We start from the raw sequence: 25,291 nt of genomic DNA on the forward strand, positions 1-25,291 counted from the left end.
GTCGGTGAGGTGTCCACCGTTCTGCTCCTGCGCGGCCCACAGGCCCTGGATCAGCGCCGAGCGCTTGCGGTCGGGCGGGAACTTGGCGACCCAGTGGTCGATGTGTTCGCGCGTGTGTGCATTCAGCGCGACCAGCGGGTCGACGTCTTTGACCTGCTCGTAGGTGCCGGTCGCCTTCATCGGTCCACTTCTCCAAAAACGACGTCGTAGGTGCCGATCATCGCAACGACGTCCGGCAGCATGTGGCCGCGCACGATCGCGTCCATCGACGACAGGTGCACGAAACTCGGGGCGCGGCACTTCAGGCGGAACGGCTTGTTGGCGCCGTCGGACACGAGATAAATGCCGAACTCGCCCTTGGGCGCCTCGACCGCGGCGTAGGTTTCGCCGGCCGGAACCGCGTAGCCCTCGGTGAACAGCTTGAAGTGGTGGATCAGCGCTTCCATGTCGTCCTTCATCTCGACACGCGAAGGCGGCGCGACCTTGTAGTTGCGCACCATCACCGGGCCCGGGTTGGCGCGCAGCCACTTCACGCACTGCTGGATGATGCGGTTGGACTGGCGCATCTCCTCGACGCGCACGAGGTAACGGTCGTAGCAGTCGCCCTTGACGCCGACCGGGATGTCGAAATCGACTTCCGCGTACTTCGCGTACGGCTGTTTCTTGCGCAGGTCCCACTCGATGCCGGAGCCGCGCAGCATCGGCCCGCTCATGCCCCAGGCGAGCGCCTGCTCCGGCGAGACGATGCCGATGTCGACGGTGCGCTGCTTCCAGATGCGGTTGTTCGTGAGCAATTCTTCGTATTCGTCGACGCGGCGCGGGAAATCCGCGCAGAACGCATCGAGGAAATCGAGCATCGAGCCGCCGCGCCACTCGTTCAGGCGCTCGAGATCCTTGCCCTTGTGCCACTTCGATTCGCCGTACTTCGGCATCACTTCCGGCAGGTCGCGGTAGACGCCGCCCGGGCGGTAGTAGGTCGCGTGCATGCGCGCGCCGCTGACCGCCTCGTAGCAATCCATGAGTTCCTCGCGCTCGCGGAACGCGTACAGGAATACCGCCATCGCACCGAGGTCCAGCGCGTTCGAACCGATCCACATGAGGTGGTTCAGGATGCGCGTGATCTCGTCGAACATCGTGCGGATCCACTGCGCGCGCTCCGGCGCGTCGACGCCGAGCAGGTTCTCGATCGCGCGCACGTAGGCGTGCTCGTTGCACATCATCGAGACGTAGTCGAGCCGGTCCATGTAGCCGATCGACTGGTTGAACGGCTTGGATTCGGCCAGCTTTTCGGTCGCACGATGCAGCAGGCCGATGTGCGGATCCGCGCGCACGATCGTCTCGCCGTCCATCTCCAGCACCAGGCGCAGCACGCCGTGCGCAGCCGGATGCTGCGGGCCGAAGTTCATCGTGTAGTTCTTGATTTCCTGCATGTCGAAATGACCCGAACTACATCAAGGATTGATACACGAAGGACGCGAAGGCTTCTGCTTTGCGCACGGTTGCGTTCACTTCTTGCGCTCCGCGACGGCTTCGGCGCGCGCCTGTTCGTAGCGCGAGTCGTCGCGGATCGTGCGCGGCACGAGCACGCGCGGTTCCACCGAGGTCACCGGTTCGTACACGACGCGCTTCTTCTCCGGGTCGTAGCGCACTTCGACGTTGCCGATCAGCGGGAAGTCCTTGCGGAACGGGTGGCCGACGAAGCCGTAGTCGGTGAGGATGCGGCGCAGGTCCGGGTGGCCCTCGAACACGATGCCGTAAAGATCGAACGCCTCGCGCTCGAACCAGTCCGTGCTGGGCCAGATGCCGATCAGCGAGGGCAGGCCCGGCAGGTCGTCGTCGCTGCAATGCGCGCGCAGGCGCAGGCGGCGGTTGTAGCGTAGCGAGAGGAGATGCACGACCACGCCGAAACGGTGCGGGATGCGCGCCGGATGCGGGCGGTTGGCCCAGGCGAAGCGCCCCGGCCCCTCGCCTTCCACGCCGCGCGAGAAGCCGGTCCAGGACGCATCGTCCGTGTCCCACTCGGTCTGGCCGTAGGACAGGTAATCGATGCCGCAGAGGTCGACGAGCTGCTCGAAGTGCAGCTCCGCGTCGTCGCGCAGCATCGCCGCGACCGCGAGCCAGTTCTCCGGCAGCACTTCGATCGTGGTTTCGCCGCGCACTTCGTCGACGCGCACGAGTTTCTGGCCGAGTTTCGCCTCGAGCTGCTGCACGAGGGCGGAGCGGCCACTGACTGCCGTTGTTTCGCTCATGTCCGGATTTTCCGCTAGCGCGCGATCGTGTTGGTGCGGCGGATCTTCTTCTGCAACTGCAGGATGCCGTGGATCAGCGCTTCGGCCGTCGGCGGGCAGCCCGGCACGTAGACGTCGACGGGCACGATCCGATCGCAGCCGCGCACGACCGCGTACGAGTAGTGGTAGTAGCCGCCGCCGTTCGCGCAGCTGCCCATCGAGATGACCCACTTCGGGTCGGGCATCTGGTCGTAGACCTTGCGCAGTGCAGGCGCCATCTTGTTGACGAGCGTGCCGGCGACGATCATCACGTCGGACTGGCGGGGGCTCGGGCGGAAGATCACGCCGTAGCGGTCGAGGTCGAGGCGCGCGGCACCCGCGTGCATCATCTCGACCGCGCAGCAGGCGAGGCCGAACGTCATAGGCCACATCGAGCCGGTGCGCGCCCAGTTGACGAGCTCGTCGAGGCGCGCGGTGGCGAAGCCGCGCTGGATCAGCGGATTGTCGTCACCGGGGCGCAGGATGTCGTCGACGACGTTGACCGGCGCCGGGTTGTGCATCGACTCGCCGATGCGATCGATCACTCCCATTCCAGCGCTCCCTTCTTCCAGACGTAGACGAAACCGATCACGAGCAACAGCAGGAACATGCCCATCTCGACGAGGCCGACCAGGCCGAGCTTGCCGAACACGGTCGCCCACGGAAACACGAAGGCGATTTCCAGGTCGAAGATGATGAACAGGATCGCGATGAGGTAGTAGCGCACGTCGAAACGCATTCTCGCATCCTCGAACGCCTCGAAACCGCATTCGTATGGCGAGGCCTTTTCCGCAGTGGGCTTGCGCGGGCCGAGCAGGTTGCCGATGACGATCAGCGCGATGCCGATCACGGCGGAGACCGCGAGGAACAACAGGACCGGGAAATACTCGGTCAGCACACGACACCTCCGCGCCGAAGGCGCATCAGCGATCGCGACGGCGCTGCCGGCGCGACGACGGTAAAGAAGATCCGGCGCGGCGGCTGTGGACATTGCATCCACAGCCGCCGGTCGAATCGAGTGGTGCCCAAGAGAGGACTCGAACCTCCACGGGTTTCCCCGCTACCACCTCAAGGTAGTGCGTCTACCAATTCCGCCACCTGGGCACTGCTTACTTTCCGTCCTTCCCCTCTTGCTTGGTCGCCGGTGCAGCCGGTGTGTCGGCAGCCGGCGCAGGCTTGTCCGGAGTCGCGGCGGTCGGCGCCGGCGTGTCGGCCGAGGCCGCCGGAGCGGTCGGAGCAGGCACGTCGCTACCCGCGGCAGGAGCCGGGGTGGCGTCCGGTTTCGCCGGGGCGGCGACGCCGGACATGACGCCGAGATCGTCGGCGGCACCCACAACCGTGCCGGTACGACCCAGATAAATGCCCATGCCGAGGCTGAGCAGGAAGAACAAACCCGCGAGTACCGCCGTGCTGCGCGAAAGGAAATTCGCCGAACCGCGCGCACCGAAGACGGTTGCCGACGCGCCGCCACCGAAGCCCGACCCCGCCGCGGCGCCAGCGCCGCGCTGCAAAAGGATCAGGACGATCATGGCGATCGCGATCAGCACATAGAAAACGTTGGCAACAATCGACAGCATCAGTCGCTCTTCACGTTGCGGCGGCCGCGCAGATGGCGAGGAAATCCTCCGCCACCAGCGATGCACCGCCGATCAATCCGCCATCCACATCGGGCTGGCCGAACAACTCGGCCGCATTGGCGGGTTTGACGCTGCCGCCATACAGGAGCCGCAGCGAGTTGGCGATTGTAGCATCCTGTTCGCGAAATGTGCCACGTATGAATGCATGCACCGCCTGGGCCTGCTCCGGCGTGGCCGTCCGGCCCGTGCCGATCGCCCAGACCGGCTCATACGCGACCACCGCCTGGGCGAACGCGGCGATGCCGGCGGCCCGGATGACCGCCTCGAGCTGGCGCCCGATCACGGCCTCGGTGACACCGCCTTCGCGTTCGGCCAGGGTCTCACCGACGCAGAGGATCGGCACGAGGCCGGCGTTCTGCGCCGCGACGAACTTGGCCGCGACGAGCGCATCGCTTTCCGCATGGTACTGGCGGCGCTCGGAGTGGCCGACCAGCACGTAGGTGCAGCCGATGTCGCGCAGCATCGCGCCGGAGACTTCGCCCGTGTAGGCGCCCTGCGCGTGCTCGCTGAGATCCTGCGCGCCGAAGGCGATGGAGCCGTCGCGCTGCGCGCCGATCAGGCCCTCGAGATACGGAAACGGCGGCAATACGGCGACTTCGGCCCGCGCCGGCAGCGCGAACACGATGCGACCGACGAGCTCGGCCGCCATCGCGCGCGAACCGTGCATCTTCCAGTTTCCGGCGACGAGCGGGCGACGCATGGGCATTCCGGGGTTGCGAAGGCGCGCAAGGATAGCGGCCGGTTTTCGTACCGACAACTGCGCCGCGCTCATGACGATCGCGCCCGAGCGCGGCGATCGCAACCGACCATCGCATGCATATCCATGCCGTTCGCTCCGTGCGAAGCCCGCGCAGCGGGCGCCGTCCAAAACGCCCGCGCCGGCCCCTTAGACTCCGCGCCTGCGGCATTGCGCCCAGACCCGCGCAAAACCCGCGATTTGCGACTAGGCTGCCCATACCCGATCGAGGATCACCGATGTCGTCCTTGCATGCCCTCGTCACCGGCGCGTCCGCCGGCATCGGCGCCGAATTCGCGCGCCAGCTCGCCGCGCGCGGCTGCGGCCTCGTGCTGACCGCGCGCCGCACCGATCGACTCGACGCGCTCGCCGGGCAATTGCGCGAGCGCCACGGCGTCGATGTCGTCTGCCTGCCGGCCGACCTCGCCGACCCGCGCACGCCGGCGCGCCTGTTCGAGGAGTGCACGCGCCGCGGCCTCGCGATCGACGTGCTCGTCAACAACGCGGGCTACGGCGTCACCGGCTCGTTCCTGTCGCGACCGTGGACGACGCACGCCGACTTCATCCAGGTACTGATGACCGCGCCGGCGGAGTTGTGCCATCGATTCCTGCCGGCGATGCGCGAGCGCGGTCACGGTCGCATCGTCAATGTCGCCTCGCTCGCGGGGCTCATCCCCGCCCCGGCCGGGCACACGCTGTATGCCGCATCGAAGGCGTACCTGATCAAGTTCTCGCAGGCCCTGTCGCTCGAGAACCGCGCCTACGGCGTGCATGTGCTCGCCTGCTGCCCGGGCTTCACCTATTCGGAATTCCACGACGTGACCGGCACGCGCGAGCAGATGAAGGGCCTGCCGGCCTGGATGTGGATGGAGGCCGATGCGGTCGTGCGCGATGCGCTCGCCGCGGTCGAGCACGGCGATTCGATCCGGGTCAGCGGCCGCGCCAACCGCGTGATCAAGGCGCTGTTCAAGTTGTTGCCGGACCGCGTGGGCGCGGCGCTGATCGCGCGGCAGGGCAAGGATTTCCGCGACGCTCACTGATCCGGTCGGCGATCGAACGGCGCGAACTCCCATGCACGCAACCGCGCGAGCCGCTCGCGCGCGATCGCCGGCTGGTCGAAGTAGATGTCCGCGAGCACGTGCTCGGGCACGTCGGGGTACGTGCGGCGGATCGTGTCGGCGACCGCCTGCGAGCGCGCCGCGACCACGGCGGCCTTCTTCATGAGGTGCACGGCATTGAACGTGGCGAGCACTGCGACGGCGGCGGTCGCGCAACGCACGCCCCGCACCTGCCGTCGCGTATCGCGCGGGCATTGCGCCAGCAGGCCGAGCCAGCCGAGCCAGAACACGCTCGAAAAGCTCACGTAACGCGTCGCGAACGCCTGCTCCGCGCCGTAGTCGCCGGCGCGGCCGTAGGCGGTGAGGAATGCACTCGCGACGCCGAACAGGAACAGGCCCAGCCACGGCAGCGTCGACGTGCGGGCGCGATGCCGCCACCCGAACGCGAGTCCGCTCGCAAGGGCGGCGGCGCCGAGCCAGGGTGCGGGATCGGTCGCGTAGCGGGCGACGCCCGCACCGAGGAAATTGAGCGCGTACCGCGCGACCACGACGAAGTCGCGCCCCGTCGGGGCACCCCGATGCAACAGCCACGCCGCCGCGAGCGTCGCTGCGCCCCAGATGGCCACCCATGCCCAGCGCGCCGGCCGCGTGAGGTCTCGCCGCAGCGCGAGCACGAGCGCGCCGACCGGGAGCACGGCGAACCCGATCGCGAAACTCGCGAACGCGCACGCCGCGCATGCAAGCGCCGCGACGCCGCGCATCGCCGTGAACACCGGCGCCGAGAGCAGCGCGATCGCCGCCACGGCGCCGGCCAGACATACGAATACCGCGACCTGCCAGCCCCATTGCAGGTTCGCGAGGTGCCCCGGATACAGCGCGAATGCGATGAGAATCAGCACGTACGCGAGGCCGTGATCGCGATCGCGCGCGAGCCGCAGCGCAAGCATCGTGATCACCGTGGCATATGCGAGCAGGAAGACCATGCTTGCGACCACGTCGAGCCAGGTCGCTCCATGCGAGAGGTCGGTCGTCACCAGCAGCACCGCGTACGCGCCCGCGTGCAGGTGGCCGCCATGGATGCGGACCAGGTCCGCGATGGGGAGCGCCCCCTGCAGGTAGCGCTCATAGATCGGGACAAGATCGAGGTGATCCCACAGCATCATGGGTACGCGCCAGAGCAGCGCGAGGATGAGCAGCAACGCCGCGAGCGCGACGAAGACGGCTACGACGATGCGATCCGTTCGCCCGGGCACTACGCGCAGGCTCGCCGCGGCCGTCATGACCGATCCCCGGCCCGCTCGCACACGGCGGCGGCAGAGGCTTGTCCGAAGCGCGCGCGCCAGCGTGGGCGCCGCCGGAACCCGTTGCCGGCGCGGGCCCGCGTACGAAACATCACGATCGCAAGCACGACGACTATCGACCGGGCGATCCACTCGTTGCGCGCGATCCATTCGACCATCGCCGGCCCCTTTTCGAAGTCAGATCAGCTTGATCTCGCGCAATCGCTCCTGCAGGTACTCGTGCGCGCTGATCGGCGCGGGGTAACGGTTCGGATTGTCGGCGCTGATGCACGAGGGCAACGCGTCGATGATGAAGTCCGGGTTCGGGTGCAGGAAGAACGGCACGGAATAGCGCGGCTTGCGCGCCTCGTCGCCGGGCGGGTTGACCACGCGGTGCGTCGTCGAGGGATAGACGTGGTTGGTCAGGCGCTGCAGCATGTCGCCGATGTTGACGACGATCGTGTCGGCATCCGCGGTGAACGGCACCCACTCGCCCTTGCGCGACTTCACCTCGAGACCCTGCGCGCTCGCGCCGACCAGCAGGGTGATGAGGTTGATGTCCTCGTGCGCACCGGCGCGCACGTTCGGCACGTCGGGGGTCGTGATCGGTGGATAGTGGATCGGGCGCAGGATCGAGTTGCCGAAGTTCGTCTTGTCGTCGAAGTACGTCTCCGGCAGATCGATGTGCAGCGCGAGCGCGCGCAGCACGCGCGAGCCGAGCGCATCGAGCGCCTCGAACAGGCCGTAGCCGTATTCGCGGAAACCCGACACTTCGGTCGGCCACAGGTTCGGCGCCATCACGTCGGCGTACTTCGAGTCGCGCGGGATCTCGCGGCCGATGTGCCAGAACTCCTTGAGGTCCGGGTATTTCGAATCCTTCGCGGTCTCGATGCCGAACGGCGTGTAGCCGCGCGCGCCGCCGGCGCCCTTGACGTGGTACTGCATCTTCACGTCCGCGGGCAGCGCGAAGAACGCCTTGAATACGTCGTACGCGCCGTCGATGAGCGACTGCGGGATGCCGTGGTTGCGGATGCCCGCGAAGCCCCACTCGCGGTAGGCCGCGCCGAGTTCGGCGACGAACGCGTCGCGATCGCTGCTGCTGGACGGCTCGCTGTAGCGGCGGATGTCGAGGGTCGGGATGCGCGAGGTCATGGCGTCAGGCCGTCGTCGTGGATGCCGCCAATTTTACGGCGTCGGCGAGTTCGGCGGCGAGCCGTTCGACCAGCGCAGCATCGCCCGCCTCGATCGTCACGCGCACGAGCGGCTCGGTGCCGGAAGGACGCAGCACGACGCGCCCCTGCCCTTCGAGCTCGGCGCGCACGCGCTCGTAGACGGCCTGCACGCCCGCATCGGCGACGAGCGCCGCGGCGCCACCGGACACGCGCACGTTCACCGTCGTCTGCGCGACCTTGCGCATGCCCGCGACCGCCTCGTCGAGGCCACGCCCGCTACGGCGCAGCACGTCGAGCACCTGCAGGGCGCTCACGATCGCGTCGCCACTGCTCGCACGGTCGAGCGTGAGGATATGGCCCGAGGTCTCACCGCCGAGGACGCCGTTGTGCTGCTTGAGCTGCTGCAGCACGTAGCGGTCGCCGACATTGGCGCGGATGAACGGCACGCCGAGTTCGCTCATCGCTCGTTCGAGCCCGTAATTGCTCATGAGCGTGCCGACCAGTGGCCCGCGCAGTCGCCCGCTCGCGTGCCAGTCGCTCGCGAGCACGTACAGGAGCTGGTCGCCGTCGACGAGTGCGCCGTGGCGGTCGACCATCTGCACGCGATCGCCGTCGCCATCGAAAGCGATGCCGAGGTCGGCACCGCCCGCGACGACCGCGCGCTGCAGCGCTTCCGGATGGGTCGAGCCGACGTCGCGATTGATGTTGAGGCCATCCGGCTGCGCGCCGATCGCGGTGACCTTCGCGCCGAGCTCGCTGAACACGGTCGGCGCGATCTGGTAGGTCGCGCCGTGCGCGCAGTCGAGCACGATGGCGAGGCCGCGAAGGTTCAGCGTCGCCGGCCCCGTGCCCTTGCAGAATTCCGCGTAGCGCACGACCGCATCGCGCACGCGCACGACCTTGCCGATCGATTCGGAGGCAACGGTCGTGAACGGCGCGTCGAGTTCCGCTTCGATCGCGGCCTCGACGTCATCGTCGAGCTTCTCGCCCTCGGCCGAGAAGAACTTGATGCCGTTGTCGTGGTGCGGGTTGTGCGAGGCGCTGATCACGATGCCCGCACTCGCGCGCAGCGAGCGCGTGAGGTAGGCGACCGCGGGCGTCGGCATCGGGCCGAGCAGGCTCACGCCGGCGCCGGCAGAGACGAGGCCCGCCTCGAGCGCGGATTCGAACATGTAGCCGGACACGCGCGTGTCCTTGCCGATGACGACGTTGACCGCCTGCCCGCGCGCCGCGAGCACGCTGCCGACCGCGCGGCCGAGCTTGAGCATGAACTCGGCGGTGATCGGCCACTCGCCGACGCGGCCGCGGATGCCGTCGGTACCGAAGTAGCGGCGGGTACTCACGGGAATGGGGAATGGGGAATGGGGAATGGCAGAGGCGAGCGGACCAGCATGCCCGAACTCCGGCGGGTAACAGGCGGCGCGCGCCGGACAACGTGCATTCTCGATTCCCTGTCCCTATTCCGTGCTCTCAGTCACCCATCTGCTTCTGGCGGTGCTCCCAGCGCTCCTGCGCGTCGAGGCTGAGCGTGGCGATCGGACGCGCCTCGAGGCGCTCGATGCCGATCTCCTCGTCGGTCTCTTCGCAGTAGCCGTAGCGGCCTTCTTCGATGCGCTTGAGCGCCTTGTCGATCTTCGCGATGAGTTTGCGATAGCGGTCGCGGGTGCGCAGTTCGAGCGAGTTCTCGGTCTCGCGCGTCGCCCGCTCGGCTTCGTCGCCGACGTCGCGCACTTCGTCGCGCAGGCTTTCGATGGTCTGGCGGCTCTCCTCGACCAGTTCCTCGCGCCACTTCGACAGCTTGTTGCGGAAGTACTGCAGATGGCGCGGGCCCATGTATTCCTCCTTCGACGACGGCTTGTAGCCGTTCGGGAGGTCGATGGTCACCGTGGTGGGCAGTGCGTAACGGCCGTCCTGCATGGTCACGCCGTTTTCGGCGGCGATGTCGGCCTTCTTGCTGCTCTTGGCGACTGCGTTTTGCGGCTTGCTGGTAGTCACGAAATTCCTGGAGGTTTCGGCGGCATTGCTGCTCGCGGTCTTCGGTTTCGATGCGGCCACTGCCGGCGCGGGTTTGGACGGTTTGGCGACGACGGTCGGCCTGGAGGGGGCGGCGGCCGGCTTGGCGACGGGCCCGGGAGCCGGTTTCGCCACCGGCTTGGCTGGCTTGGCGGCCGGTCTCGCTTTCGCCGCTGGCGCGGCCTTTTTTGCCGGCACGGCCTTCTTCGCTGCGGCCTTGCCCGCCGGCTTCGCCGCCGGCTTGCGCGCCGGCGCGGATTTCGCCGCGGGCCTGGCCGCCTTTTTCGGCGCTGCCGCTTTCGCCTTGGCCGCCGGCTTGGCGGGAACCTTGCGTGACGCCGCCGCACCCTTGCGCGCGGCAGGTTTCGCCGCCGTGGTGCTCTTGCGCGGATCTGCTTTGCTCTTCGCCATTCCTCGGCCTACCTTGTGACTCGGCGGTCGCGTGTTATAGCCTAAGTCCTACCCCCCGGCAACCGCGGAAAATCCGTGCCGTGACGTGTGATTGCGCGCGCGTTACGGTGCGCGCCGATGTCCCGCCCGACGATCATCCTGCTGCGGTATTACAAGCGTTGGTTGAGTCCGCTGCTCGGCGCACGCTGCCGCTTCCATCCGAGCTGCTCGGACTACGCCCGCGTGGCCATCGCGCGCTTCGGCACGCGGCGTGGCGGCTGGCTCGCGTTTTGCCGCATCATCCGCTGCCAGCCCCTGTGCCGTGGCGGTTTCGACCCGGTGCCGATGGAATTCCGCGCCTGGCCGGCACGGTGCGCGCACGAAAAGGATCATGAGCATGACTGACTGGCTGATCACCAACGCCGAACTCGTCAACGAGGGCCGCCGCTTCCACGCCGACCTGCGCGTCGCCCGCGGCCGCATCGAACAGATCGGCGGCAGCCTTGCGGCGCGCGCCGGCGAGCGCGTGTTCGACGCGAACGGCCGCTGGCTGCTGCCCGGCATGATCGACGACCAGGTGCACTTCCGCGAACCCGGTCTCACGCACAAGGCCGACATCGGCTCCGAATCGCGCGCCTGCGTCGCGGGCGGCATCACGAGCTTCATGGAGATGCCGAACACCAAGCCTCCGGCGACCGACCGCGCCGCGCTCGAGGCGAAGTACGCGCGCGCGGCCGAGGTGTCGCGCGCCAACTACGGCTTCTATCTCGGCGCGACCAACGACAACCTCGCCGAGATCCGCGCGCTCGACCCGAAGGCCGCGCCCGGCCTCAAGGTGTTCATGGGCGCATCGACCGGCAACATGCTCGTCGACGACCCGGCCACGCTCGATGCGATCTTCCGCGACTGCCCCGTGCCGATCATCACGCACTGCGAGGACACGCCGACGATCACCGCCAACGAGGAGGCGGCGAAGGCGCGCTGGGGCGATGACATCCCGATCGCGCAGCACCCGCTGATCCGCTCGCGCGAGGCGTGCATCAAGTCCACCCGGCTCGCGCTCTCGCTCGCGAGGAAGCACGGCACGCGCCTGCACGTGCTGCACATCTCCACCGCCGACGAATGCGCGCTGTTCGAGCCAGGCCCGGTCGCCGGCAAGCGCATCACCGCGGAAACTTGCGTGCACTTCCTGCATTTTTGCGATGCCGACTACGCGCGCCTCGGCACGCTGATCAAGTGCAACCCGGCGGTGAAGACCGCGCATGACCGCGAGGCGATCACGCGCGCGCTCGCCGAAGGCCGCATCGACGTGCTCGCCACCGACCACGCACCGCACCTCGCGACCGAAAAATCGAACCAGTACCCGCGCGCGCCGTCCGGGCTGCCGCTCGTGCAGTACGCGCTGCAGTGCGCAATCGAGCGCGTGTTCGACGGCGTGCTCACGCTCGAGCGCGTGGTCGAGGCGGCGATGCATGCCCCGGCGACCTTGTTCGACGTGAAGGAACGCGGCTACCTGCGCGAAGGGTTCCATGCCGACCTCGTGCTCGTCGATCCCGCCAGACCGCACACCGTGACCGCGGCCGAGGTCCTTTCGAAATGCTGCTGGACGCCATTCGAAGGCCATACCTTCCGCTCGAGCATCGCCGCGACCTGGGTCAACGGCCACCTCGCGTGGAACGACGGGCGTCTCGACGACGACGTGCGCGGCATGCGCCTGGAGTTCACGCGGTGACCCGCACCGTGCCCGCTCTTCGTGGGGGCAGCGGAAGCCGCGATGCCTCGTGGTCCGGGGCTGAGGGCCGAAGGCCGGGGGCCGAGGCGGAAGGACAGCGCGGCTTCCGCCGCTCCCACGGGAAAGCGGGCAGGTTCCCCGCCCTGCTCGTGTCGTTGGCGATGCTGCTGGATGCGGGCCTTGCGCACGCCGGGACCTTCCCCGACCGCGTCTCGCAAGGCGCACTCGTGCGCGCGACCGTCAACCCGCATGCGAAGGTGCGCGTCGCCGGCCATGTGCTGCGCGTCGGCCCGCGCGGCGAGATCGTGTTCGGCGTCGGCCGCGACGAACAGGGGCCGGTCACGATCGCGATCACCGAGCGCGACGGCCAGCGCGAACGCATCGCGATCCCGGTGACGCCGCGCGACTGGCCGGTCGAACGCATCGCAGGCGTGCCGCCGAAGACGGTCGAACCGCCGCCGGAAATCGCCGCGCGCATCAAGCGCGAACAGGCGCGCGTGGTCGCCGCGCGTGAGCGTGACGACGCGCGCGAGGATTACACGCAGGCGTTCGCCTGGCCGGTCGAAGGTCGCATCAGTGGCCGTTTCGGCAACCAGCGGGTCTACGTCGTCGACGGCAAGGACGTGCCGAAATCGCCGCACTCGGGCATGGACATCGCGGTGCCGCAAGGTACGCCGGTGAAGGCGCCCGCGGCGGGTGTCGTCACCTTCGCCGATCGCGACCTCTATCTCACCGGCGGCACCGTTCTGATCGACCACGGCCATGGCGTCAGCTCGAACTTCCTCCACCTCTCGCGCATCGACGTGAAGGTCGGCCAGCGCATCGCGCAAGGCGAGGTCATCGGCGCGGCCGGCATGACCGGGCGCGCGACCGGGCCGCACGTCCATTGGGGCATGAACTGGTTCGACGTGCGCGTCGACCCGCTGCTCCTGCTCGAGCCGTAGATACAGGGGCTGGCCTCGGCGTGTGCTCCGCGTTTCGAGCGTTGCGTCACGCCAGGCGCCGCATCCCCGGCGGGAGTCGCGCTGCGCGCTCGGCCCGCCCTGCCCCCGCGATCGGGCGCCTCGGTGTGTGCCGAGCGGTGCGCGCGCACCGCCTGCCGCTGCAGTCCCCTTCGCCGCGGCGCATGCCGGGAAGGAGGGCGGCCGAGGCTACGCGACTGCCCGGCCCACGAAGCATGCGCCGGCGCCGACGAGCGCGATGCCGATGACCGCCGTGACATCGGCGACGCGCGGCGCGACGCGTTCGGCGGTGACCGCCGCGGCCGCGAGCGCCATCACGCGCAGGTCCATCATGCCCAGCGCGAGCGAGGCGATCGTGAGGTTCGCGCACGCGGCGTTGCAGTGAAGGCCGAGGCGCGCTCCGTCGCGAAACGCGAAGGATGCGCGCTCGAGCACATCGCCCGTGAACGCCGCTCGGCAACACGCGAGGTGATGCCGCTTCCATGCGCTGAACTGCAGCACGCCCGCGAGCATGACGGCCGCGCCGCAAAGCGCAGGCACTGCGCGCGACCACGCGGGACGCTGCAGCAGCGAGCCGCCCGCGAAGCCGCCGAGCGCATGCAGCACGACTCCGGCGACCGCCCATACCGTGAAGTAACCTGCTCCCGCGAGCGCGACCCCGCGCCCCACGTGCCGGACGCGCGCTCGATCGAGCAGCATGGCGTATCGCCACAACGCCGGCGCGAGCGCGGGCAGCATCATCGCGACCGTCATTGCGAGCCACATCGCCGTGAATGCGAACAGGGAGCCGCCGACGTCCTGCCCGCACATCGCCATCGCCGCGGCCGACGGCATCCAGCCGCCCGGCATCGGTCGCGCCTGCGGCGCCGTCGCGAGGCAACCCAGCACCGTCGTCGTCACGCCCGTCGCGAACAACAGCGCAACGACGACGAGGAATGCGGGTCGCCAGCTCGTGCCGCGACGCGGGCGCGGCAACAACGCCGCGCCCGCGCCGTCGCCGTGCACGCCCGCCATCAACCGCAGCACGTCGGCGCCTTCGCCGGCGCCGGCGCGCCATACGCGTCGCGATGACGCCACCAGATGCCCGACTCGTTGCGACCCTTCGGCGCACGGTCGAGCCATTGGTAGGCACCCCAGAGGCCGTCGAGTCCACGGGCATAGGTCGAGTACGTGTGGTGGACGACGCCGTCCACGAGAACGAACGCGCTCATGCCCGGGCGTTCGCGCGTGAAGGTCGCAGCGTCCGTGCCGGTTGACGCGGCCACCTGGTCGATCGCGCCGGGCTCTCCCCGCGCCGACGGCAGCATCGGCGCTTCGCGACGCCAGTTGTATTCGATGGCGCCGTCGCGTTGCTGCTGCTCGGTGAACAGCACGCCGAAGTCGGCGTTGAAATCACTGCCGGACGAGGATGCCCACGGGAACCGCCAGCCCATGCGGCGCTTGAACGCCTGCAGCTTCGCGAGCGGCGCGCGCGACACCGCCCACAGCATCGTGTCGTGATGGGCGAGATGCACCGCGAAGCCGTCGAAACCATCGGCGATCATCGAGCACGACGGACAACCCGCGTCGTAGTCGGGACCGAACATGAAGTGGTAGACGAGAAGTTGCGAGCGCCCCTGGAACAGCGACGCGAGCGGCAGCCTGCCGTCGTCCGTTTCGAGCGTGTACGCCTTGTCGAGGCGCACCCACGGCAGTGCCTGGCGCCGCCGCGCGAGTTCGTCGCTGCGACGCGTGTGCTCCTTTTCCGCGGCGAGAAGATCGAGCCGCGCGGCGAGCCACTGTTCGCGCGTGCCGATCGTATGCGTGGGGGTCATGCTGCATCTCCTCTGCTTCGGCGCCACGACGGCGGCCGTTCGTGCGGTAGATTGGGCGCCGCACGGGCGAGGCAGGGAGTGACAATGGTGGCGGGATTCGGATGGACTCGCTGATCACGGCCGCCGCGCGCGCGCTGGCGACCGGCGATCCGCTCGGCGCACTCAAGCGCGTCGCGCTGCGCGAGGATGCGCCCGCGCTCGCCCTGCGCGGCCTCGCGCTCGCCCAGCTCGGCGATTTCGCGCGTGCGAAGGCGCTGCTGCGCATGGCGCACCGCGCGTTCGGTCCGCGCGAAGCGGTCGCGCGGGCGCGCTGCCTCGTCGCCGAGGCGGAAATCGCACTGGTCTCACGCGAACTCGGCGGCGATACGAAGCTGCTCGACGCCGCGCGCGCGCTGCTCGAGCGCCATGGCGATCGCGCCAATGCCGCGCACGCGCATCACCTTGCGATCCGCCGCCTCGTGCTGCTCGGCCGCATCGACGAGGCGGAGCGTCGCCTCGACGCCGTCGATCCGCACGCGTTCACGCCGGCGTTGCGCGCGGCGCACGAGCACGTCGTTGCCGGCATCGCGTTGCGGCGCGTGCGCGGGCAGGTCGCGCGCGATGCGCTTTCGCGCGCGGCCGCCGCGGCGCGCGAGGCCGGCATCGCCTCACTCGCCACCGAGATCGGCACGACCGCGCGCCTGCTCGACGAACCCGCGGCGCGCCTCGTCGCCGGCGGCAGCGAGCGCGTACTGCGCCTCGGCGAGGTTGAGGCGCTGCAGGGGTCGGATGCCTTCGTCGTCGACGCCTGCCGCCATCTCGTGCGCGCGGCTCCGACCAGCGTGCCGCTCGCGACGCGTCCGGTGCTGTTCGCGCTCGCGCGCGAGCTCGCACGGGCTTGGCCTGGCGACGTCGCGCGCAGCGTGCTGATCGAACGCGTGTTCCGCACGCGCCATGGCGACGAGTCGCACCGCGCGAGGTTGCGCGTGGAGATCGGGCGGTTGCGCGCTGCACTGCGCGGCCTGGCGGACATCATGGCGACGAAGGACGGTTTCGCGCTCGCACCCGTGCGTGCGCGCGACGTCGTCGTGCTGCTGCCTCCGCTCGATGCCGCGCATGGGGATGTGCTCGCGCTGCTCGCCGACGGCGAAGCCTGGTCGAGTTCGGCGCTCGCACTCGCGCTCGGCGTGAGCGCTCGCACCGTGCAGCGCGCGCTCGACGTGCTCGCCGCCGAGGCCCACGTGCAACCGGTCGGCCATGGGCGCGCGCGCCGCTGGATGACGCCGCCGGTGCCGGGTTTCCCGACACTGTTGTTGCTCACGCTTGCGCCGGGTGGCGACTAGGATCGACCCGGCGATCGGCTGCGGCAGCGGGACGGCACGGCGCAGTACGCCCGAAGTGGCCATTGCGTGTCGCGACGACGGCCGACGAAGCCGAACGCAAAATGGATTCCCGCTTTCGCGCCGATGACGCCGGTCAATCGGGCGACCGACCCAACGGAGCAACCATGAAGCGAGTGCAAGCCGAAGTCATCCGCGAATACGGCCCCTTCGCCGGCGTCAAGAACGTCGGCGGCGTCAGCTACGACGGCGAGCGCGTCTGGCTCGCCGGGGGCGGGCAACTCAAGGCATTCGACCCTGCGAGCGGCGACACCGTGCGCTCGATCGACGTCGCCGCGCACGCGGGCACCGCGTTCGATGGGCGCCACCTCTACCAGATCGCCGAAGCCGTGATCCGCAAGATCGACCCGCACAGCGGCGACGTGCTCGCCACCCTTCCGGCGCCCGCGGGCGGCGGCGACTCCGGGCTCGCCTGGGCCGAAGGCTCGCTCTGGGTCGGTGACTACCGCGGCCGGCGCATCCACCAGGTCGACCCGGACACCGGCGCGGTGCTGCGCACGATCGAGTCGAACCGCTTCGTCACCGGCGTCACCTGGGTCGACGGCGACCTCTGGCACGCGACTTGGGAAGGCGATGAAAGCGAGCTGCGCCATCTGGACGCCGCGACCGGAGAAGTCGTGGAAAGCCTCGCGCTGCCACCTGGCGTGCTCGTCTCCGGGCTCGAGTACGACGGCAACGATCGCTTCTATTGCGGCGGAGGCGACAGCGGCAAGGTGCGGGCGGTGCGCCGGCCCGGGCCACGCTGATCCGCCAGCACGCGACTCCGCCGCGCGCAGCGACGCCGCGGCACGCGCGCGCGTCCCTCATGCAGAACGCATCGGATCGTGATCGAATGCGCATGCGCACGCGTGGTCGCAGGCGCACGCTCGACGCTCGTCGATCCGATGCCTGAACGGAGATGCGAACGTGCTGCGACCCTTGCTTCCCTACGCCGCCGTACTGGCGACGAGCTTCACCCTCCCCTGCTTCGCCGCCGATGGCGACCCCGACCCCGCCTTCGGCAGCGGCGGCGTCGCCTACGTCGCCGTCGACGACGTCGCCGCGCGCGAGATCTACCCGCGCGAATCGATCGCATTACCCGACGGCAAGCTGCTGTTCGCCGGTGCTCGCAACAAGATCATCCCGCCCGCGCCGTTCTTCGAACCGCAGATCCGCGGCATGCTGCTGCGCCTGAATGCGGACGGCAGCCCCGACGCCGGTTTCGGCAACACCGCCATCACCGGGCTCGTCGAGCTCCCCGATCTCGCGGCAGGCCAGCGCATGCAGGGGATCGAATCGATCGCGCGCTTCGCCGACGGCTCCTACGTCGCGGTCGGAACCGCGATGGTCAATGGCCCGCTGACGGGTTACGTCGTCAAGCTTACCGCGAGCGGCGATCTCGACGGCAGCTTCGGCGGCGGCGGCGTCGTGCTGCTGCCGTCGCATTACCTGCATGTGGTCAGGCTCGACAGCCAGCAGCGCATCGTCGTCGGCGGCGAGCATTTCGACAGCGGCGCGTTCGTCTCGACGAGCACGATCGTGCGCTTCGACAGCACCGGCGCGTACGACGCGACGTTCGGCGATGCGGGCGTCGCCTCGATTGCCTGGAGCGATGCCGCGTCGTCCGGCTACGTGCACGACCTCGCGGTCGTCGCGGGCGACGCGATTGTCGTCGGTGGCGGTTTCGAGGCGAACGGATCGGGTCTCGGCACCGACTACGCGCTCGCCCGCCTCGATGCGGATGGCAGTTTCGACACGTCTTTCGCATCGGTCGGCTGGCGCGTGTTCCACGACCCGTCCGAGACGTCGATCGTCAACGCGGTCGAGCGCGTCGCGCCACTCGCCGACGGCCGCATCGCGTTCGCGGGCTACCACAACTCCGGCGAGAACATCACGGGCCTCGTATTCGGCCGCCTCGCCGCCGATGGTTCCACCGATGCCACCTTCGGCGACATCGCCAACCCCGGCTACTTCAAGCCGTCGATCCTGCCCGCCGCGGAGACCGCGAACGTGACCGGACTGGTCATGCAGTCCGATGGCAAGCTCGTCGCGTCGGTCGCCTACTACACGAGCGGAAAGGAGAACTTCTTCGCCGTACGCAGCACCGCCGACGGTGCGCTCGATACCGGTTTCGCCGCGACCGGCATCTACGAAGCCGACCTCGCGCCCGACGGCCCGTACAGCGAAATCGGCACGCTGTTGCTGCAGACCGATGGCAACATCGTCGCCGGCGGCCGCGCGCAACGCGCGAGTGCGTCGCCGCTCGTCGATTTCGCCGCGACGCGGCTGCTGGTGACGTCGGACGTGATCTTCGCGGATGGGTTCGACTGATTCGCGTGGGGCGACGGGAGTCGCGATGCTGCTGGCTGAGGAGCCACGCGGCTTCCGCGGCTCCCACACAGGCGCGGCACACACACGTGTAAGAGCCCACTCGTGCGCGTTCGCGCCTCGGCGCGAGGCCTTGGCGACTGCTGCCCGAGCGTTACGCGGGCAGGTGCGAGCGGATCAGCTCTGCGGTTTGCGCCATCCGACGCGCGGAAACGCGGACCCGCTCGCGGCGATGCGCGTCGCCGCTCGGATCATGCGCGGTGCCACGCTCGCGTCCGGCGCCGTCGAAGGTGGCGAGTTGCGGCGGGCCGACGCCCCAGTCGCTGCCCTTCTGGCGCGGTACGACGTGGAAATGGAAGTGCGGCGTCTCCTGCCCGCTGTAGACGCCGTTGTTCTGGAACGTGAGGATCCCGAGCGGCTGGTACGCATGCGCGAGCGCCTGCGCGACACGCTGGGCATGGAGCATGACGGCCACGCATTCCTCGCGCGAAAGATCGAGCAGGGTCGCGACGTGCCGGCGCGTGATGACGCAGCACTGGCCGGTTTCGAACTGCCATGGATTGAGCACGGTGAGCGTGTGCTCGCCCTCGTCGATGATCGCCCACCGTTCTTCGCGACCTGCCATGCCTTCGCACAGGTCGCAGGGATTGCGCACCGGAAGTTCGATCACGTCCGCTCCTCGATATGGCCGCGGCTCGATGAACTTCGAGCCTCCACGCCGTCATTCCGGCGAAAGGGGAATCCATTCTTGCTTTTCCACAGCAATGGAAAAATGCGCACCCCGCCGTCGTGCGAATGACGCGGCCGGCAAAGAATGCGTACTGCCTGCACGGCGGTCAAGCGTGGACCGGCGGGCGCATCCTAGTCGGCATCGCGACGCCGCTTCGCCAGCAGTGTCGACAAAGTATCCGACGCACCGGGGATGCGGTCCAGACGCGGATACCGGTGCCCCATCCTCGCGTCGATGTCGGCAGCGAACTTGCCGCCGTCGAAGGTGATGCCCAAGCGCAACCGCATACGCGACGCAATCGCCTGGCCGAGCGCTTCCGGTGTGAACGGCGCGCCGTCGAGGGTCGTCACGCGTGCGCCGGGGACGATACCTGCGGCGAATGCGGGGCCTTCCCAGGCGACCGATTTCACCTGGCCGGAGGGCGTGATCGTGAGCCCGATCGACCAGTTGAGGTCGAGCACGCCGTCGGCCGCTTCGGCGAGGCGGAAATAAGCGCTCGGCGTATCGCCAAACACGAGGCGCCAGCCGTGCGCGGCGAGGCCGTCGAGCACGCCCTCGTCATCGTGGGCGTCGAGCTTGCGGTGCAGGATCGCCGACCAGTCGGCCACGCAGACGTCGCCGAGCGCCGCGACGACGTCGCCTTCGGTGTAGCCGCGGTATCGCTCGCCGTGTTCGCGGTTCGCGGCGCTGAAGAACGCAGCGGCGAAATCGTCGATGCCTTTCGCGCCGTCACTGCAGCGGCGCAGGCGTGCGTCGATGTCGAGCCAGAACAGCACGCCTTCGACGTAATAGTCCTCGCGTCTCTGCCAGTCGCGCCAGTCGGCGCGGCCGCTCTGGATCAACGGGTCGTTGCTGCTGTCGGCGAGCGATTTCCAGCGGCGGCCTGCGCGCGACTGCACGACTGCGGCGTCGAGTGCGAGTGCATCGAGCGTCTGCTGCGCGCTGCGCAGGCCCGCACGTGCGGCGATGATGCGCGACCAGAACTCGGTCTGTCCCTCGTAGATCCAGAGCAGCGTGCCCGTGGCCGACTCGTTCGGCGTCGCCGTGGCCATGTCGGCGGGGACGCGCCAGAGCCCGTTCCACGCGTGGATGAACTCGTGCGGAATCACGTCGATCCACGGCGCCGCGGCGTCGCGCTGCGCGAGGAAATCCGTCGGCAGGAACACTTCGCCGGAGTCCGCATGCTCGATGCCGCCGGGACCCGGCAGGCGGTCGTCGAGGCCGAACAGGAAGTCGTAAGGGTCGAACGGCGGCGGACCGAACAGTGCCTGGACTTCTTCGACGACCGTGCGCAGCGGACGATCGAATTCGGCCGTGCGACCGATCGCTGCTTCGTCGGCGGCGATCCACTGCGCACGCACGGGCGCGGCGCCGCCTGCGATCGACCGTGCCTGCACGTGGCGCGACGCGAATACCGGCGCGTCGATGAGGCGATCGAGCGGCACTGGTGCGAATCGCACGGTGGCGCCGTCGCGCTCGCCGTGCAGCGAGGTCGCGGGCGTCATGCCTTCGGGCAAGGTGATCGTCGCCTGCAGCGGAATCTGCCGCGCGGGCCAGCCGTCGGGATAGACCAGCACGCGGTTCCACGACAATCCGATGAAACCGTCGAACACGGTCGCCGAGGCTTCGTGCCCGAGCGGCGCCAGATACTGGAATTGCGCCTGCAGCTCCTTCGCGCCGGCCGGAACCTCGATCGCGAACGCATGCACGCGCGCGGGATCGCGCCGCCACGCCAGCGGCACGCCATCGGCGCTGATCGCGAGCCCGGCGAGGCGATGCGCGGAGATCGAAGGCGCATGGCTCGCGGCGTCCCATTGCGGATAGAAGAGCACGGTCTTGCCCGCGTGCTGCACGGGAATCCGCTCGCGCACCGCGACGATGCGCCGGCGCCTGTCGGTGAGATCGACATCGAGCGCGATCGCCCCTTCGAACGTGGCCGGAGCCCGCTCCGGGGTTGCGCGTCGGCTGGCACTCGCGCTGCATGCGGTCACGACGAGGATGGTCGCGGCGATCAGCGGGCGCGCGAGTGGGCGCGCGGCAGGGCGTGGGAATGCAGGCATGAGGTGTCCGTTCGCGAAGAGCTGTTGGATGCTGCACGAGGCGCCAGGGTCACGCTCAGGAAGTAGGCGGGGCCTGCGCGACGGGCGACGCGAGGACAACGAGGCTCGCAGTCCGCGTATTAGGCGCGATGATAGGGATGCCCCGCGCTGATCGATACCGCGCGATAGAGCTGCTCGACCACGACGAGGCGCACGAGCATGTGCGGCAGGGTGAGCGGGCCGAGCGACCAGGTCTGGTTCGCGCGCGCGAGCACGTCGGCGGCGTGGCCGTCCGGGCCGCCGATGAGCAGGGCGAGGTCGCGGCCGTTCATGCGCCAGGCATCGAGTTGCTGCGAGAGCTGCTCGCTCGTCCAGGGTTTGCCGCGACCGTCGAGCGCGACGACGTGCGCGTCCTTAGGCAGCGCAGCGAGCACGGCGGCGCCTTCGTCGGCGATCGCACGCGCGGGGTCGCGGCCCTTGCCGCGGGTGCCGAGTTCGATCTCGACGAGTTCGAGCGGCAGGTCGCGCGAGAGGCGCTTGCGGTATTCGGCGACGCCGTCGGCGACCCAGGCGGGCATGCGTTCGCCGACGGAGATGAGGCGGGCTTTCATCGCTGGACGACGGGAGTATGGGAGGCGGCGGAAAAGCATCGCGGCTGAAGCCGCTCCCACAGCGTAGCCGCTTGCCCTGCCCGAGCGCACCCCGTGTGCGACCGCGTCCTCGAATCCGCCGCGGGCTCACCGTCGGCAGGATGGGACCGCCGCAAGGCGCGATGCTCTTTCCCGATCGGCGAAAAGCATCGCGGCTGAAACCGCTCCCACGTGGACCAGCCGGCAAGGAGCCCCGAAGATCAGCCGGCGAGCATCGCCGGTTGGCTGTCGCCGACGGTCCACAGGCGCTCGAGGCCATAGAACTCGCGCGTGCGCGGCAGCATCACGTGCACGATCACGTCACCGAGGTCGACCAGCACCCATTCGGCTTCGCGCTGGCCTTCGACGCCGATCGGCGGATTGCCCGCCTGCTTGGCCTTCTTCACGACTTCGTCGGCGATCGACTTCACGTGGCGAGACGACGTGCCGCTCGCGATCACGAGCAGGTCGGTGACGCCGCTCTTGCCGCGCACGTCGATCTCGGCGATGTCCTTGGCCTTGAGGTCGTCGAGCGCATCGAGCACGACCTTGCGCAGGCGCGCCGCGGCGTCGAGTACCTTGGCGACTTTCGGCTTCGCCGCCTTGCCGGGACCTGCCTTCGCAGCGGCCTTCGCGCTCGGCGGCGTGGCCGGCGCAGCACGCTTCGTCGCGGCGCCCTTCATCGGCGGCGACTTCTTCGCGGGAGCCTTCTTTGCCGGGCCCTTGGTGGCGGGCGCCTTCTTCGCCGGCGACTTCGTCGCGGCGGCGGACTTGCTGCGCGATGCGGCGGCCTTGGCGGCCTTCGGGGTTGCGGCCTTGCGCGGCCGGGCGCGCGTTTCCGACGTAGCCAAGTGGACGTGACCTCTTCGTGATCCGGGCGCCACCAGCGGCGCGAATGCAGTATAGGCGCAATCGGTCGCAGGTGCCTGCGCGACCGGTGGGCGGCGGGCGCCGCATGTGAGGAGCTCGAGCCGGTGCCTGCACGCATGAATCCGAGGCTCGTTCATCCGGCGCACAGGTACGCGCGCCAGCTCGTACGTGCCGGTGCGGTACACTAAGCCGCCCCCTCCCCGCGGCGCGGCCGCTTCAAGCGCATGTCGAACGCCGACCGCGAAACCACCGGTACGCCTCCCCCGTTCCGCGACCTCGGCCTCGCCACGCCGCTCCTCGCGGCGCTCGACGAGGTCGGTTACGAAACGCCGTCGCCGATCCAGGCGGCGACGATCCCGCCGCTGCTCGAAGGCCGCGACGTGCTCGGACAGGCCCAGACCGGCACCGGCAAGACCGCCGCGTTCGCGCTGCCGGTGCTGTCGCGCATCGACCTCGCGAAGACCAAGCCGCAGGCGCTCGTGCTCGCGCCGACGCGCGAGCTCGCGATCCAGGTGGCCGAGGCGTTCCAGCGCTACGCGGCGCAGCTGCCCGGCTTCCACGTGCTGCCGATCTACGGCGGGCAAAGCTACGGCCCGCAGCTCGGCGGCCTCAAGCGCGGCGTGCACGTCGTCGTCGGCACGCCGGGCCGCGTGATCGACCATCTCGAGCGCGGTTCGCTCGACCTCTCGCAGCTGACCACGCTCGTGCTCGACGAAGCCGACGAGATGCTGCGTATGGGCTTCATCGACGACGTCGAGAAAGTACTGCAGAAGACGCCCGCGACGCGCCAGGTCGCGCTGTTCTCGGCGACGATGCCGGCGCCGATCCGGCGCATCGCGCAGACCTACCTGCGCGAGCCCGTCGAGGTGCGCATCGCCGCGAAGACGACCACCGCGGCGAACATCCGCCAGCGCTACTGGTACGTGAGCGGAGTGCAGAAGCTCGATGCGCTCACGCGCATCCTCGAGGCCGAGCCGTTCGAGGCGATGATCATCTTCGCGCGCACCAAGTCGGCCACCGAGGAACTCGCCGGCAAGCTCAAGGCACGCGGCTTCGACGCTGCGGCGATCAACGGCGACATCGTGCAAGCGCAGCGCGAGCGGCTGATCCAGCAGCTCAAGGACGGCAAGCTCGACATCCTCGTCGCGACCGACGTCGCCGCGCGCGGCCTCGACGTCGAGCGCATCAGCCACGTGCTCAATTACGACATCCCGACCGACACCGAAGCCTACGTGCACCGCATCGGCCGCACCGGCCGCGCCGGGCGCAGCGGCGAGGCGATCCTGTTCGTCGCGCCGCGCGAGAAGCGCATGCTGATGGCGATCGAGCGCGCCACGCGCCAGCCGATCGCCGAGATGCAGCTGCCGAGCGTCGAGGCGGTCAACGACCAGCGCATCACCAAGTTCAAGCAACGCATCGCCGACGCGCTCGGCAGCGACGACCTCGGCGTGTTCCGCCAGCTGGTCGAGGCGTTCGAGCAGGAACACAACGTGCCGGCGGTCGAAGTCGCCGCCGCGCTCGCACGGCTCGTGCAGGGCGACCAGCCGCTGCTGCTGACGCCGCCGCCGCGCATCGAGCGCCCGTTCGAACGCACCAGCCGCGAACGCGCGCCGCGCGAAGCGGGCGCGGAACGCGAGTACCGCCGCGATGGCGGGTCCGCCAAGCCACGCGCGGGTGCCTTCCGCCCGGACGAGGAGCGTGCCGCCCCGCGCGAAGCGCGCGACCATCGCCGGCACGACCACCGGCCGGCGCGCGACCATGGCGACGCGCACGCGCCGCGTGAAGCGAGCGCCGGGCGCCCGGCGCCGCATGCGGAACGCGAGCCGGCACCACGCCGCGCGCCGCGCGAAGGGGACACGCACGCGCCCGAGGAAGGCTTCGAGACGTTCCGCATCGAGGTCGGCCACGACCACGGCGTGAAGCCGGGCAACATCGTCGGCGCGATCGCCAACGAAGCCGGCCTCGACAGCAAGCACATCGGCCGCGTCGACATCCGCGACGACCACAGCTTCGTCGACCTGCCCTCCGGCATGCCGGCGGAGATCTTCAAGCACCTCAAGAAGGTGTGGGTGTCCGGCCAGCAGCTGCGCATCACGCGCGGTGGCGAAGGCGAGGCGGACCACGCGCACAGGCCCAAGCCGCGCAAGCCGCCGTCGTTCGATCGCGGCGGCTTCGCGCCGCCCAAGCGCCACGATGCGCACAAGCGCCCCCATGCGAAACGACGGCCCAAGTGAACCCCGCGCGGCGCGGATCCGCGCGGCGGCCGGCGGCCGCCC

At 69.4% G+C, this 25,291-nt stretch carries 24 protein-coding genes, 1 tRNA gene and 1 pseudogene; 8 read left to right on the forward strand and 18 right to left on the reverse strand.

Features of this window, described 5'->3' with window-relative positions; translation table 11 throughout:
- From ACTHK2_RS15100 to tpiA, 8 genes and pseudogenes are all read right to left on the reverse strand, one after another.
- Nucleotides 1-180: pseudogene (locus ACTHK2_RS15100) on the reverse strand (NAD(P)H-dependent oxidoreductase subunit E); the annotation flags it as partial.
- Nucleotides 177-1,430 carry an NADH-quinone oxidoreductase subunit D gene (locus tag ACTHK2_RS15105; protein WP_440246545.1) on the reverse strand — a complete coding sequence of 418 codons (1,254 nt, stop codon included), beginning with the start codon at nt 1,428-1,430 and terminating at the stop codon, nt 177-179. The pseudogene ACTHK2_RS15100 and the gene ACTHK2_RS15105, both read right to left, overlap by 4 nt.
- Before the next feature lie 75 nt (nt 1,431-1,505).
- Entirely contained in the window at nt 1,506-2,249 is a 744-nt protein-coding gene (locus ACTHK2_RS15110; RefSeq protein ID WP_440246546.1) for an NADH-quinone oxidoreductase subunit C, read from the reverse strand.
- Nucleotides 2,250-2,263: 14 nt separating this feature from the next.
- Complete coding sequence (locus tag ACTHK2_RS15115; RefSeq protein WP_182518594.1) at nt 2,264-2,818, reverse strand: NuoB/complex I 20 kDa subunit family protein; 555 nt, start codon at nt 2,816-2,818, stop codon at nt 2,264-2,266.
- On the reverse strand, nt 2,809-3,165 hold the full coding sequence (locus tag ACTHK2_RS15120) for an NADH-quinone oxidoreductase subunit A (protein WP_440246547.1): 357 nt from the start codon (nt 3,163-3,165) through the stop codon (nt 2,809-2,811). Before ACTHK2_RS15120 ends, ACTHK2_RS15115 begins: the two co-directional genes overlap by 10 nt.
- Before the next feature lie 121 nt (nt 3,166-3,286).
- Nucleotides 3,287-3,371: transfer RNA gene (locus ACTHK2_RS15125), tRNA-Leu, on the reverse strand.
- 5 nt (nt 3,372-3,376) lie between these two features.
- A complete protein-coding gene (secG, locus tag ACTHK2_RS15130) occupies nt 3,377-3,841 on the reverse strand; it encodes a preprotein translocase subunit SecG (protein WP_440246565.1) in 465 nt (154 codons plus the stop codon).
- Nucleotides 3,842-3,854: 13 nt separating this feature from the next.
- Nucleotides 3,855-4,604 (reverse strand): triose-phosphate isomerase, encoded by a 750-nt coding sequence (tpiA, locus tag ACTHK2_RS15135; RefSeq protein ID WP_440246548.1) that lies wholly within the window; start codon nt 4,602-4,604, stop codon nt 3,855-3,857.
- Nucleotides 4,605-4,879: 275 nt separating this feature from the next.
- Here tpiA and ACTHK2_RS15140 point away from each other — a divergent pair, with 275 nt between their 5' ends.
- Nucleotides 4,880-5,680 (forward strand): SDR family NAD(P)-dependent oxidoreductase, encoded by an 801-nt coding sequence (locus tag ACTHK2_RS15140; RefSeq protein ID WP_440246549.1) that lies wholly within the window; start codon nt 4,880-4,882, stop codon nt 5,678-5,680.
- Here the strand turns inward: ACTHK2_RS15140 and ACTHK2_RS15145 are convergent.
- From ACTHK2_RS15145 to dksA, 4 genes are all read right to left on the reverse strand, one after another.
- On the reverse strand, nt 5,674-6,978 hold the full coding sequence (locus tag ACTHK2_RS15145) for a hypothetical protein (RefSeq protein ID WP_440246550.1): 1,305 nt from the start codon (nt 6,976-6,978) through the stop codon (nt 5,674-5,676). The two genes, ACTHK2_RS15140 and ACTHK2_RS15145, sit on opposite strands and share 7 nt — an antisense overlap.
- Nucleotides 6,979-7,176: 198 nt before the next feature.
- Nucleotides 7,177-8,130 (reverse strand): isopenicillin N synthase family dioxygenase, encoded by a 954-nt coding sequence (locus ACTHK2_RS15150; protein WP_440246551.1) that lies wholly within the window; start codon nt 8,128-8,130, stop codon nt 7,177-7,179.
- A gap of 4 nt (nt 8,131-8,134) precedes the next feature.
- On the reverse strand, nt 8,135-9,493 hold the full coding sequence (gene glmM / locus ACTHK2_RS15155; RefSeq protein ID WP_440246552.1) for a phosphoglucosamine mutase: 1,359 nt from the start codon (nt 9,491-9,493) through the stop codon (nt 8,135-8,137).
- A gap of 127 nt (nt 9,494-9,620) precedes the next feature.
- On the reverse strand, nt 9,621-10,574 hold the full coding sequence (gene dksA, locus ACTHK2_RS15160; protein ID WP_440246553.1) for an RNA polymerase-binding protein DksA: 954 nt from the start codon (nt 10,572-10,574) through the stop codon (nt 9,621-9,623).
- A gap of 117 nt (nt 10,575-10,691) precedes the next feature.
- Here dksA and yidD point away from each other — a divergent pair, with 117 nt between their 5' ends.
- The 3 genes from yidD (at nt 10,692) to ACTHK2_RS15175 (ending at nt 13,229) form a co-directional block, all read left to right on the forward strand.
- The gene (yidD, locus tag ACTHK2_RS15165) at nt 10,692-10,958 is read left to right on the forward strand and encodes a membrane protein insertion efficiency factor YidD (RefSeq protein ID WP_440246554.1); all 267 of its coding nucleotides are present in this window, start codon (nt 10,692-10,694) and stop codon (nt 10,956-10,958) included.
- Nucleotides 10,951-12,285 carry a dihydroorotase gene (locus tag ACTHK2_RS15170; RefSeq protein ID WP_440246555.1) on the forward strand — a complete coding sequence of 445 codons (1,335 nt, stop codon included), beginning with the start codon at nt 10,951-10,953 and terminating at the stop codon, nt 12,283-12,285. The genes yidD and ACTHK2_RS15170 overlap by 8 nt, the downstream gene beginning before the upstream one ends.
- Nucleotides 12,286-12,446: 161 nt before the next feature.
- Entirely contained in the window at nt 12,447-13,229 is a 783-nt protein-coding gene (locus ACTHK2_RS15175) for a M23 family metallopeptidase (protein WP_440246566.1), read from the forward strand.
- Nucleotides 13,230-13,436: 207 nt separating this feature from the next.
- On the opposite strand, the gene ACTHK2_RS15180 is transcribed toward ACTHK2_RS15175, so the two are convergent.
- Nucleotides 13,437-14,273, reverse strand: a complete 837-nt coding sequence (locus ACTHK2_RS15180; RefSeq protein WP_440246556.1) for a copper chaperone — start codon at nt 14,271-14,273, stop codon at nt 13,437-13,439.
- Nucleotides 14,261-15,061 carry a DUF899 domain-containing protein gene (locus tag ACTHK2_RS15185; RefSeq protein WP_440246557.1) on the reverse strand — a complete coding sequence of 267 codons (801 nt, stop codon included), beginning with the start codon at nt 15,059-15,061 and terminating at the stop codon, nt 14,261-14,263. Before ACTHK2_RS15185 ends, ACTHK2_RS15180 begins: the two co-directional genes overlap by 13 nt.
- 101 nt (nt 15,062-15,162) lie before the next feature.
- Between ACTHK2_RS15185 and ACTHK2_RS15190 the strand changes: the two genes are divergently transcribed.
- The 3 genes from ACTHK2_RS15190 (at nt 15,163) to ACTHK2_RS15200 (ending at nt 18,750) form a co-directional block, all read left to right on the forward strand.
- Nucleotides 15,163-16,383 (forward strand): helix-turn-helix domain-containing protein, encoded by a 1,221-nt coding sequence (locus ACTHK2_RS15190; RefSeq protein ID WP_440246558.1) that lies wholly within the window; start codon nt 15,163-15,165, stop codon nt 16,381-16,383.
- 164 nt (nt 16,384-16,547) lie between these two features.
- Nucleotides 16,548-17,186 (forward strand): Vgb family protein, encoded by a 639-nt coding sequence (locus ACTHK2_RS15195; RefSeq protein ID WP_440246559.1) that lies wholly within the window; start codon nt 16,548-16,550, stop codon nt 17,184-17,186.
- A gap of 160 nt (nt 17,187-17,346) precedes the next feature.
- Nucleotides 17,347-18,750 (forward strand): hypothetical protein, encoded by a 1,404-nt coding sequence (locus tag ACTHK2_RS15200; RefSeq protein WP_440246560.1) that lies wholly within the window; start codon nt 17,347-17,349, stop codon nt 18,748-18,750.
- Between the two features lie 151 nt (nt 18,751-18,901).
- Here the strand turns inward: ACTHK2_RS15200 and ACTHK2_RS15205 are convergent, their stop codons facing one another.
- From ACTHK2_RS15205 to rsfS, 4 genes are all read right to left on the reverse strand, one after another.
- The gene (locus tag ACTHK2_RS15205) at nt 18,902-19,417 is read right to left on the reverse strand and encodes an HIT family protein (RefSeq protein WP_440246561.1); all 516 of its coding nucleotides are present in this window, start codon (nt 19,415-19,417) and stop codon (nt 18,902-18,904) included.
- A gap of 191 nt (nt 19,418-19,608) precedes the next feature.
- Nucleotides 19,609-21,537, reverse strand: coding sequence for a M61 family metallopeptidase (locus tag ACTHK2_RS15210; RefSeq protein WP_440246562.1), 1,929 nt, complete (start codon nt 21,535-21,537; stop codon nt 19,609-19,611).
- 119 nt (nt 21,538-21,656) lie between these two features.
- Nucleotides 21,657-22,127 (reverse strand): 23S rRNA (pseudouridine(1915)-N(3))-methyltransferase RlmH, encoded by a 471-nt coding sequence (gene rlmH, locus ACTHK2_RS15215; protein WP_440246563.1) that lies wholly within the window; start codon nt 22,125-22,127, stop codon nt 21,657-21,659.
- A 239-nt stretch (nt 22,128-22,366) separates the two neighbouring features.
- Complete coding sequence (rsfS, locus tag ACTHK2_RS15220) at nt 22,367-22,702, reverse strand: ribosome silencing factor (protein WP_440246567.1); 336 nt, start codon at nt 22,700-22,702, stop codon at nt 22,367-22,369.
- A 537-nt stretch (nt 22,703-23,239) separates the two neighbouring features.
- Between rsfS and ACTHK2_RS15225 the strand changes: the two genes are divergently transcribed.
- The gene (locus tag ACTHK2_RS15225) at nt 23,240-25,249 is read left to right on the forward strand and encodes a DEAD/DEAH box helicase (RefSeq protein ID WP_440246564.1); all 2,010 of its coding nucleotides are present in this window, start codon (nt 23,240-23,242) and stop codon (nt 25,247-25,249) included.
- The last annotated feature ends 42 nt before the right edge of the window (nt 25,250-25,291 follow it).

It is taken from the genome of Dokdonella sp. (assembly GCF_051958935.1).
Lineage (GTDB): Bacteria > Pseudomonadota > Gammaproteobacteria > Xanthomonadales > Rhodanobacteraceae > Dokdonella_A.